Source organism: Pseudidiomarina marina (genome assembly GCF_044807045.1).
GTDB lineage: Bacteria > Pseudomonadota > Gammaproteobacteria > Enterobacterales > Alteromonadaceae > Pseudidiomarina > Pseudidiomarina marina.
Genome location: NZ_CP085233.1, coordinates 751,423 through 762,637 on the forward strand (window position 1 = coordinate 751,423; position 11,215 = coordinate 762,637).

An 11,215-nucleotide genomic window follows, 5' to 3' on the forward strand; every position below is an offset into this window, starting at 1 on the left:
TAATTTATAACTTTTATCTATGGACCAGTATAGACTATTTCAAGTTATAGGTAGCAACGATTAAACTCGATTAAGCTCATCGACTTTGCCATCACGAATGTGTTGTTCGCCTCGTTTCTTGGCCAATTGAATTTGTTTTTCACGTTCCGCAAACCGTTGTTTTTGCTCAGGTGTTGTCTTGTCATGGCAGTGCGGACAGCTCACACCTTTTACATAGTGCTCTGACTGTTTTTCTTCGTCAGTAATTGGCATCCGACAGGCATAACATTGATCGTAATCACCTTGTTGCAAGCCGTGGCGAACAGTCACGCGTTGATCAAACACAAAACAATCACCTTGCCAGGTGGTGTCTTCTTCCGGTACTTCTTCTAGGTACTTTAGAATGCCGCCTTTAAGGTGATAAACCTCATCAAAGCCGATAGATTTCAAATAAGCTGTTGATTTCTCGCAGCGAATACCGCCGGTACAAAACATCGCAACTTTTTTGTGCTTTTCCGGATCGAGATGATCTTTCACGTACTGTGGAAATTCACGGAAAGAGTCGGTTTTTGGGTTAATTGCGCCCTCGAACGTACCTACTGCATATTCGTAGTCATTGCGTGTGTCAATTAACAGAACCTCAGGATCACGAATCAAATCGTTCCAGTCGCTTGGTTCAACATAGGTGCCCACCACGTTCTTCGGGTCAACCCAATCAATGCCCATGGTAACGATTTCTTTTTTCAGTTTTACTTTGGTGCGGTAAAACGCCTGCTTATCGCTTGGTGATTCTTTATGCTCAATATCAGCAAAGGCTTCTTGGCTACGAATAAAGGCTAACACATTGTCGACACCTTCGCGGGTACCACAAATAGTGCCGTTAATTCCTTCTCGTGCTAACAACAACGTACCTTTCACTTCGTTTTTGAGCATGCAGTTATAAAGAGGCTCACGAAAGGCTTCAAAATCATTAAATTCCACAAACTTGTAGAGTGCGGCGCAAATATACATCTGTTATTTCCTTCTTTGGCGATTCGGAACGTAAATCCGAGGTCAAAATTTGCGCGCGCATTCTACCACAATTTTATTCGCTAAGCAGTTTTTGTACTTCGGTCTCAAGACTCTTAAGGCCGTAATCCCGTCCGATTTGCAGCGCTTGTTCGGTGGATGCATTGTCATACCAAGCGGCATGTAGAGCCATCATAGCGCCAACGCGGTTACTGCTTGAACAATGAATTAGTGTGGTTTGGCCCTGTGTTGCGGCAAGTGCTCGGTCAAAGTCGGCAACATTGTCACGAGTGAGGTCACTTGGTCCGCCCACTGGCACACGATAGTATTCCAGCTCGAGCTCCTGTGCCCACTGGGCTTCTTGATCGTCGTTGTTCATGTCGCTATCGGTCAGTAGATTGATAACGGCAGTAACACCTTGTTCTTTTAACTTCACGAGGTCGTCTTTTGCTGGTTTACCAGCGGTAAAATGCTGTTCATTTGGGTGATGAATGTTTGGCACGTCAGCAACGGCGACAGGAATTTTATTGACGGGTTGTTGTTCATCACAGGCGGATAAAAATAGAACAGATAGTAGCGCTAAAACTAAGAGATAAACGCGTTGCATGGAAAGACTCCTTACTCTGGTTCAGGTTGCAGTAAATATAGCGGCTCTGTGGCATAAGATCACCTTTGATTTGGCTGGTTTCAGGCTCGGTATTTGGTTAGGATGGCAATTACACATGCAGAGGAACAGTCATGAGTCAGCTTACCCCAGGATTTATAGTTGCCCATAGCCATCGGTTACAGGATTTAACCGACCTTGTGGTATCAATGAATCGTCACTATCCCATCGGCGTTTTAGATAGCGAGACCATATTGGTTCAATCCAATGGTATTGCTCAGTGGCTAAAGCAACATCTTGCTCGCGATCTAGGTATTGCAGCGATGGTTGATGTGACCTTGCCGGCACGATTTCAATGGCAGGCTTATCGCGCGGTGTTGGGCAATGATCTGCCGCGGCATTCACCATTCGATAAAGATCGTCTAACCTGGCGAATTTTACGCATTCTACCGCAACATCTTAACGAACCTGAGTTTGAGCCGTTACGGCGCTATATGGCTGATGATTTGGAACAGCGAAAATGTTTCCAGTTAAGCGAACGCCTTGCCGATTTATATGATCAGTACCAAATTTATCGCGCCGACTGGCTAAGCGATTGGGCGGCTGGTGGCTCATTAGCGGTCTCCGATGGCCAAGCATGGCAACCGTTATTGTGGCGTTATTTATTGGCCGATGTCGGTGATTCGCGCTGGAATAACCGCGCCTATTTGCACCAAAAATTTATCGACACCTGTCGCCAACGCGCAGCTGGCCAGCGACCGTCCAATTTACCACCGCGGGTGGTGGTGTTTGGTATCTCCAGTTTGCCGAAGCAAACGCTCGAGGTGTTACAGGCTCTGAGCCGGTTCACGCAAGTGGTTTTGTGTGTGCACAACCCCTGTCAGTATTACTGGGCTGATATCATTGACGGTAAAGACATTTACGACCAGGAAGTGAAAGCACGCCATCAACGTCGTCATCAGCGCCCAGATTATGTGAACACGGATGAGCTGCACGCATATAGTCACCCGCTACTAGCATCCTGGGGTAAACAAGGGCGCGACTATATTCGATTACTCGATTTCTTTGATGAAACGAACGAATTGCGTCATGAATTTCCGACGTTAAAACTTGATATGTTTGAGCAACCGTTGCCGGAAAAACCATCCGTTCTCGACGCGATTCGCTATGATATTTTACATCTCAATTCGCCTCATGAAGCGCAACAACAGTGGCAAGGTGTTGTTTTAGATGATAGCGCGATCCAATTTCACTGTGCCCATAGCCCGCAACGCGAAGTCGAAATTCTACACGATCAGTTATTGGCACGATTTGCGGCTGACCCGAGTTTAAAGCCTCGCGATGTCATGGTTATGGTACCCGATATCGATCAGTATGCACCGCATATTGATGCCGTGTTCGGACGTTACGAGCGCGATGATGCAAGATGTATTCCGTATAGTTTAGCCGACCAAGGCGCACGGCATCAGCATCCGATGCTAATCGCGCTGGAATATATCTTGACCATTGGCCAGCAACGCGCAAACGCCAGTGAGTTGTTCGATTTGTTGCAAGTAACCGCCATTCAAAAACGGTTTGGCCTTCATGCCGATCAATTAACCACCTTACAACGGTGGATTGATGCATCAGGTATACGGTGGGCTCTAGATGAGCATCATCGGGCACAATTACAGTTGCCCGCTGAACACCAAAACACTTGGCTGTTTGGATTACAGCGCATGCTATTTGGGTATGCCGTTGGAGAAGTGGAAGGTTTTGACCCTGGCTGGCAGCAGATTGAACCATTGGTTGATGTTGGTGGCTTAGACGCGGATATCGTTGGCGCATTACATCAGTTCGTCATGGTGTTAAACGAACATTTTGAGCAAGCCAGACAAGAACGCACACCGGTACAATGGGCAACCTATCTCAATGCTTTGCTCGGGCGCTTGTTTTTGCCTGAATCCGACGCCGATGTCGTTTTGCTGAACCGACTTCAGCAACGCTTACAAGAATGGCTGGAAGCGACGCAAAGTGCCGCCCTTGATGAGCCGATTGCACTAACTGTTGTGCTCGAAAGTTGGTTCAGCCAAGTCGATGAGCCCAGTTTGAACCAACGCTTCTTAGCGGGTCGCGTTAACTTTGCAACGCTAATGCCTATGCGTGCTATCCCGTTTAAATATGTTTGTTTATTGGGAATGAACGACGGTGACTATCCGCGTACCCAGAAACCATTCGATTTTGATTTAATGGCGCGCGACTATCGGCCCGGTGACCGTTCTCGCCGTGAAGATGATCGTTACCTATTTTTGGAAGCTATTTTGTCCGCCCAGCAGTTGCTATATATCAGCTGGCAAGGAAGAAGCATTCGTGACAACAGCGAAAAGCCGCCGTCAGTATTAGTCAGCCAATTTCTCGAGCACATTCAGCAGGTATATGGCGAGCGCAGTGATGGCAACGCTTGGGTAGTCGAGCATCGACTGCAGCCTTTCCATCGCGATTATTTCAAACTGTCACAGCCACAGCTGAATGACTTATTTAGTTTCGCTGAAGAGTGGCATGTTGTGCACGGCGAATCGGCAACGGATGCGCCACGAAAACAGCAGCTTACTGAGTGGGTGCCGCCTCGCGCTCTGACAGTAAAACAACTCAGTGACTTCATGAAGGAATCGGCAAAATTGTTTACCCAGGTACGCCTCAATACCTATTTACAGGAACAAACGCATACACTTCGAGATGAAGAGCGATTTGCACTTGATGGTTTAGAGCGCTGGCAATTGCTTCAACCAACGTTACAGCAAGCTATGCGATGTCTACGTGAACAACACGATGTCGCGAAAGCCGAAGCAACTATTGCTGCCATGCTCGAACGCTATCAGCGCGCTGGCGAACTACCACTTGGTGCGTCCGGTTTATTCATGCGGGATAATTTGCTTGCCGACACGCAAGGCTTGTTAGAACGAGCCAGCAGTTTTTTTGATGTTTATCGCGAGCAGATTGGAACGGTGCAAGTTGCCCATAAATTTGCGAATGGAATAAGCGTTGAAGCAACCTTTGCATCACTTCAGCAGAACAGCCGAGGTGAGCGACTCTGGCTGCAGGTTACGCCATCGGTTATTGTTGATAGCAATCGCAAAGCGTATCGCCCGCGTCCGCAGCATGCGGTGAAGTTATGGCTAGAGCATCTATTACTCAACACGCTTCGTATGACACGCAGTTGCCTATTGGGACGCGAGGGCGTGATTGAATTCGCGCCCATGAAACAACAACAAGCGCTGGAATTGCTAACTGTTGTGATGCATTGGGTTCACGCAGGGCTTCAGCAACCACTGCCATTGGAATTAGAAACCGCATTTGAGGGAATCAAGGGAAATCACAAAGACTGGCAACAGGCTTTTGCGCAAGAATCTGTCAATGCCATCCATCCAAAAGCTCAGGAATTCTATGATGAATCAGGGTTCAATCACACGGCACAGAAGTTACGAGCAGTCTATACGGCGCGCTACTTCCCTGACTATGCCAGTTTGACGGCAACCGATACATTGAATGATATGGCGCAAGCGCTGTATCAACCAATGATGCAGCATTTATTTCTGAGCATGCCAACAACGGAGGTGGCAGGGTGAGTGCAATTAATAAATTACAGCCGTTGACGTTTCCACTCGAGGGCAGTCGGTTAATTGAAGCAAGTGCCGGTACGGGTAAAACCTATACCATTGCAGCGCTTTATTTACGTTTAGTGCTTGGCCACGAATGCCAACGTTGTTATACCCCAGATGAAATTCTAGTCGTGACCTTTACCGATGCAGCAACCGAAGAGCTACGCAATCGAATTCGCGCTAATTTGAGTGAAGCTGCCGCCTACTTCCGTGGCGATATTGATGTACGCGATGGCTTTTTGCAGGCTTTGAAAGCGGCGTACGCCGTGGATGAATTGGCCGGCTATGCTCGCTTACTTGATTTGGCGGCGCAAGCAATGGACGAAGCTGCAGTACATACCATTCATGGTTGGTGTAACCGGATGTTGCGTGAGCATGCTTTTGCCAGTGGTAGCTTGTTTACTCAGCAACTAAATACCGATACTCAGGCATTGTGGCAGCAAGTTAGTGAAGACTATTGGCGGACATTTATTAGTGTTTACACTGAAGCCGAGCTACAACATTATCAGCTTGTCATCAATGAGTTTGCCGATCCTGAAGCATTGTTGAACGCGGTTAGACCGATCTTGAACCATGGTCAGCCAAGTAGCCTTCCGGCGCCATCTGCTGTGTTACAAAAAACGATGCAAGCACAGCAGGCAATTCGAGACAATTTTCACCATGCCAGTTGGCCACAATGGATTGAAGAAGGCGAAGCGATTTTAGCTAAACTGCGCGACGAAAAACGCCTAAATGGCAATAAAATGCGTGTCGATTCGGTCGCTAAATGGCTGGCGCAGCTGCGCGAGTGGGCGGCGTCGTTGCACCATGCGAATGCGCCGCTAGTGCCAAGTTTTGAGCCGAAAACAGGGTGGGATCGGTTCACTATGGATGGCTTGCAAGATGCGCTGAAAGGGGACGTGCCTGAGCACCCCTTATGGCAACAACTCACTGCATTAAGAGAAGCGTTTGAAAACATCCCAACGCCTCGCTCTGGGCTACTGCAACACGCCGCACAATGGTTTCAAAAGCGCTTCGCTACGCTACAGCAACAACGTGCCGAAATGGGTTTTGATGACATGCTGACCCGATTGCGTTATGCGTTATATGGTGAGTTTGGAGACGCGCTTGCAGATACCATTCGGCAACAGTTTCCAATTGCTATGGTTGATGAATTTCAGGATACCGACCCAGTTCAATACGCGATATTTGATAAGGTATATCAGCTTGAAACGCCCCAGGCAGGTACGGGAATATTCCTAATTGGTGACCCGAAGCAGGCCATTTATTCATTTCGCAATGCTGATATCCATACGTATCTAAAAGCCCGTACCGCGACCACCGGTCGGCATTATACCTTGGCAACCAATTATCGCTCGACTCAAGCGATGGTTGATGCAAGTAATGCGTTGTTTTTAGAGGCAAAAGACACGCCGAAGGGGCCATTTCATTTTCGCGATCCAGCCTCAGGAGACGATCCATTACCATTTATACCGGTATCGGCAAACGGATTGAAACAGCGTTTTGAAATTGATGGTGTTGCGCCCGCCGCTTTACAGTTCGATTGTTATACGGCTGAAGGCAAGCAAAATAATGCTAATCTCAACGCAATAATGGCTAATTGGCATGCTGAACATATTGCGCAGTTGCTCAACAACCCGCAGGCTGGCTTTGTTGAGAACGGCGAGTTACAGCGCGTTAAACCGAGCGATGTGGCGGTGTTGGTAAATAGCGGCGTAGAAGCGAAAATTATTCGTCAGGCGTTACGCGAGCGCGGTATTCAAAGCGTTTACTTATCTGACCGTGATTCGGTGTTTAGTAGCCCACTTGCAGTGGAATTGTTGCGGGTATTGCAAGCTTGCGCACAACCGCGCGACCCGAGCTTATTGCGAGCCGCTTTAGTCAGTCGGTTGTTGGATTTGTCGTTGACCGACATTGACCAAACTCTGAATGATGAACTGCGTTGGGATAGTTTTGCAGAGCGCTTTTTGGCTTATCACCTGCGCTGGCAATATCATGGCGTTCTCGCCATGATTCAGCGCTTACTGCATGACTATGACGTTCCAGCTCGATTACTGCGCGAAGTAGACGGTGAACGGCAACTGACGGATTTGTTACATATCACCGAACTACTACAGCAACAGGCTGCTGTTAGCGAGGGCATGTCAGGTATTTTGCGCTATTTAGCTGAGCATATTGAGTTGGCGCGAGAAGGAAGCAGCACCGATTCAAAAGAGCAACAGGTGCGTCTAGAAAGTGATAGCCAATTGGTACAAGTTATCACGATTCATAAATCGAAAGGCTTGCAGTATCCGTTGGTTTATTTGCCATTTATTGCTTGTACGAAAACAAAGGATAAGCGAGTTCGATTCCCAGCTGTTTATCACGATAGCGATGGCAATATTCAGGTTGCGCTTGCCGGTGACGATGAAACCATTGCGGCGAAGCTTGACCAAGAACGACTCGAGGAAGATATTCGCAAACTTTACGTGGCTGTTACCCGAGCTCAGTTTGCTACGTTTATTGGTTTGGCGCCGTTTAATACGCTTCACGATACCGCGATTAATTATGTGCTAAGTGGCGGTAGCCAGCTGGAGTTGAGCCAATGGCAGCCGCCTTTGCATTGTCATCGCAATGACGTTGCTGACGACATCGCACAGACGTGGTATCAGCCATCACAGGCTGCTCAAACAGCAATCAATTATTGTCGAATGCCAGCAAGCTTTCGTTTCGAGAGCTGGTGGGTCGCGAGCTACAGTGCATTGAAGTACGGTGATTGGGTAGCTGTTGATGATGTCAATAGTGCGAATGCGCTTGAAGAACAACATGATCAGCAGCCAGTGCAACTAACGGCACCAAGTTTAGATACGATACATGGTTTTCCGAAAGGTGCGGATGCCGGTACGTATTTACATAACCTACTCGAAGATGCAGCCGAAGAAGGTTTCGCACTGCTACACGAAAACCCAGCCAAATTGCAGGAATTTGTAGTTGAGCGCTCGCAACTCGAACCTTGGGCAGCTCACCAAGAAGTGTTAACGCATTGGTTAGCGACAATGCTTTCAAAACCGATGCATTTCAATGGGACCGAAATGAGGTTGGCTGACTTGCAGAAACTTAAAGCGGAGCCCGAATTTTGGTTTCCTGCGCCCGAGCTCGATGCACAGCGTATTGATGCGTTAGTTCGTGAACAGGTATTGCGCGGCTATGACCGTCCGAAAGTGCTACCGATGCAATTAAACGGCATGCTTAAAGGCTTTATCGATTTGGTGTTTGAACACAACGGGAAATATTACGTTGCTGATTATAAATCAAATTATTTAGGTCCAAACGAAATGGCATACACTGCGGATGCAATGCGCGACAAAATCTTGAGCAGCCGATATGACCTTCAGTACGTCATTTATTTAGTTGCGCTGCATAAGCTTCTCGGCGTACGTCTTGGCGAACTCTATGATTACGATCAGCATGTTGGTGGTGCGGTGTATTTGTTTTTACGTGGTATCGAAGCACCGTCTGCGGGCGTTTTTTATGACAAACCGCCGCGGCAGTTGATTGAGCAATTAGCCGAGCTATTTAGCGTGGCGGAGGTGTTACCATGCTAGCGCAATTGCAACTTTGGTATCAGCATGGTTGGATACGCGCGATTGATCTCAGCCTTGCGCAACAACTCGCGCAGCAACTCGATGATGACCAAGCAACCGTTGTTTTACTGGCGGCGTTGGTTAGTTATCAACTGGGGCGTGGTCATCCTTGTCTTGATTTAGCACAGTTATACGCTGCACCTGAGCAAACGTTGGGTTTACCGCCAGAGCATGCCAGCGTTGAGAGTTTGCAAGTTTGTCAAATGCCGCACCAAGTTTTGGCCAACGTCTCGGCGGGTATGTCGTTACAAAACGCACTTGAAGTGTTGCTTTGCTCGCCGGCAGTAAAGCCAGAAAATAGCCCTTTAGTACTCCAACAGCAGCGTTTGTATTTACGTCGTTATTTTTGTTATGAACAACAAATTAAAACTGACTTAGCAGCGCGCATGGCATCGTTGCAACAAGTAAACCCGAAGCACTTGAAGCAAGTTTTAGATGAGTTGTTTGGTCAACAACAAACAATCAGTTGGCAACGCACCGCTTGTGCGATGGCAATGCGCAGCTTGTTCACCATTGTAACCGGTGGGCCTGGAACTGGTAAAACCTACACCGTGGTCCGATTGTTGGCGACTTTACAGAAGTTGCGAGGGCAGTCGGAACCGCTGCGAATTAGACTCGCTGCGCCGACCGGGAAAGCCGCCGCGCGTATGAGTGAATCCATCGGCAATGAATTACTGACTTTAGCAAGCATTGATGATGTGAAAGCCGATATTCCAACCGAAGCTGTGACACTGCATCGATTGCTCGGAACCTTACCAAACAGCCGTGGCTTTCGTCATAACAAGGACAACCCATTGCACACCGATGTTGTGATAATTGACGAAGCATCGATGGTAGATATTGAAATGATGGCTGCGGTGGTTCAGGCGCTGCCATCACATGCTCGACTCATTTTACTGGGTGATAAAGATCAGCTGGCCTCAGTCGAGGCTGGCGCTATATTGGGGCAGTTATGTGAACAAGCCGAGCACGGGCACTACACGCCGGAGTTAACTAATTGGTTAAATGCGACTGCCGATGTTGCGTTGCCAGCAGATAAAACCGATGCCGCTGGCGAAAATTGGCCATACTTGCAACACACCACTATGTTTCATGAGAGTCGTCGCTTTGATCCAAACAAAGGTATTGGGAAATTAGCCGACGAAGTCAATCGACAACAGCGGACGTGGTTAGAAAAATGGCTGCGCGATAGCGACGCGATGGCCGCGGCGCAGGCAGAATTTGACAATATACGCATGCGCGCTGTCTCAAGACCCAATCATCAGTCTGTTCAACAAATGGTTGAAGAAGGCTATGCGCCGTTATTGACATTAATTCAGACGCGGCCAGAATCGAGTAGCGCTGCTGAAATAGATGTTTGGGCGGCAGACATTCTTAAACAACTTGAACAGTTTCAGATTCTTACAGCTGTGCGTGAAGGCGAATGGGGAATGCACCAGTTTAATCAACGTATTAGTTATTGGTTATTTGGTGATTTAGCGGCCGATCATGGTTGGTTTGAAGGAAGACCAGTCATGGTTACCCATAACGATTACAGTCTTGATTTGCGCAATGGCGATATCGGCATCGTCTTGCGACGGCAACCAAATGAACCATTGCGCGTTGCCTTTGCAACGACAGAGGGCAATATACGCTGGTTGTTGCCAAGCCGTCTCACTCAGGTCGATACTGCGTTTGCGATGACGATTCACAAATCGCAAGGGTCGGAATTTACTCACACAGTCATGGTGTTACCGGAGCACGACGTGCCAATTTTGACCAAAGAATTGTTATATACCGGCATCACCCGTGCGAAAGAGCAATTCACGCTGCTGTGCGCGAATCCCCAGTTAGTGTTAAAAGCAGTCGAGCGTCGCATCCAACGAAGTGGAGGATTAGCCGATGGGTGATATTCAGATATCGCAGCGTGTATTCATTCCCGAACGCGAAATTGAATGGCAATTTATTCGTTCATCAGGCGCAGGCGGGCAGAATGTCAATAAAGTATCCACTGCGGCTCAGCTGATTTTTGATATCCGCGCTTCTTCGTTACCAGATATGTACAAAGAGCGGTTATTGGCACTACGCGACCATCGCATCACGCAAAGCGGCAAAATTATTATTAAGTGCCAAGAGACACGTAGCCAGCTTACCAATCGTGAGTTAGCACTTGAGCAATTCATCGCATTAGTTCGTAGTGTTGGCGCAACTCGCAAAAAACGAATTCCCACCAAGCCCTCCAAGGCAGCTCAACAACGCCGCGTTGATGCCAAGAAAAAGCGCGCATCGATTAAAGCAATGCGCGGCAAAGTCGATTAATTTTTGAGCTTGCAGCTCCGACCAGTTCGATCCATACTGCGGTTGTTTACAAGTTTTATACAAAC

The 11,215-nt window shown here is 48.0% G+C and carries 6 protein-coding genes; 4 read left to right on the plus strand and 2 right to left on the minus strand.

Annotated features, from left to right (window positions below; all coding sequences use genetic code 11):
* Window positions 1–60: 60 nt before the first annotated feature.
* Both LG272_RS03595 and LG272_RS03600 read right to left on the minus strand, forming a co-directional pair.
* A complete protein-coding gene (locus LG272_RS03595) occupies window positions 61–990 on the minus strand; it encodes a rhodanese-related sulfurtransferase (RefSeq protein ID WP_126760141.1) in 930 nt (309 codons plus the stop codon).
* 73 nt (window positions 991–1,063) lie between these two features.
* Complete coding sequence (locus LG272_RS03600; protein WP_404409715.1) at window positions 1,064–1,594, minus strand: serine/threonine protein phosphatase; 531 nt, start codon at window positions 1,592–1,594, stop codon at window positions 1,064–1,066.
* Between the two features lie 131 nt (window positions 1,595–1,725).
* On the opposite strand from LG272_RS03600, the gene recC reads away from it, so the two are divergent.
* Genes recC through arfB form a run of 4 tightly spaced genes read left to right on the plus strand, consistent with a single transcriptional unit; the run spans window position 1,726 to window position 11,150 of the window.
* Window positions 1,726–5,196 (plus strand): exodeoxyribonuclease V subunit gamma, encoded by a 3,471-nt coding sequence (recC, locus tag LG272_RS03605; RefSeq protein WP_404409716.1) that lies wholly within the window; start codon window positions 1,726–1,728, stop codon window positions 5,194–5,196.
* Window positions 5,193–8,813: an exodeoxyribonuclease V subunit beta gene (recB, locus tag LG272_RS03610; RefSeq protein ID WP_404409717.1), complete on the plus strand. Its 3,621-nt coding sequence runs from the start codon at window positions 5,193–5,195 to the stop codon at window positions 8,811–8,813. The genes recC and recB overlap by 4 nt, the downstream gene beginning before the upstream one ends.
* Entirely contained in the window at window positions 8,807–10,741 is a 1,935-nt protein-coding gene (gene recD, locus LG272_RS03615) for an exodeoxyribonuclease V subunit alpha (RefSeq protein ID WP_404409718.1), read from the plus strand. Before recB ends, recD begins: the two co-directional genes overlap by 7 nt.
* Window positions 10,734–11,150, plus strand: a complete 417-nt coding sequence (gene arfB, locus LG272_RS03620) for an alternative ribosome rescue aminoacyl-tRNA hydrolase ArfB (protein WP_126760146.1) — start codon at window positions 10,734–10,736, stop codon at window positions 11,148–11,150. The genes recD and arfB overlap by 8 nt, the downstream gene beginning before the upstream one ends.
* The last annotated feature ends 65 nt before the right edge of the window (window positions 11,151–11,215 follow it).

Bases quoted from the DNA above. Each gene is read 5' to 3' on its own strand.
- LG272_RS03595 (WP_126760141.1), bottom strand. From the start codon at position 990: ATGTATATTTGCGCCGCACTCTACAAGTTTGTGGAATTTAATGATTTT.
- LG272_RS03600 (WP_404409715.1), bottom strand. From the start codon at position 1,594: ATGCAACGCGTTTATCTCTTAGTTTTAGCGCTACTATCTGTTCTATTT.
- recC (WP_404409716.1), top strand. From the start codon at position 1,726: ATGAGTCAGCTTACCCCAGGATTTATAGTTGCCCATAGCCATCGGTTA.
- recD (WP_404409718.1), top strand. From the start codon at position 8,807: ATGCTAGCGCAATTGCAACTTTGGTATCAGCATGGTTGGATACGCGCG.
- arfB (WP_126760146.1), top strand. From the start codon at position 10,734: ATGGGTGATATTCAGATATCGCAGCGTGTATTCATTCCCGAACGCGAA.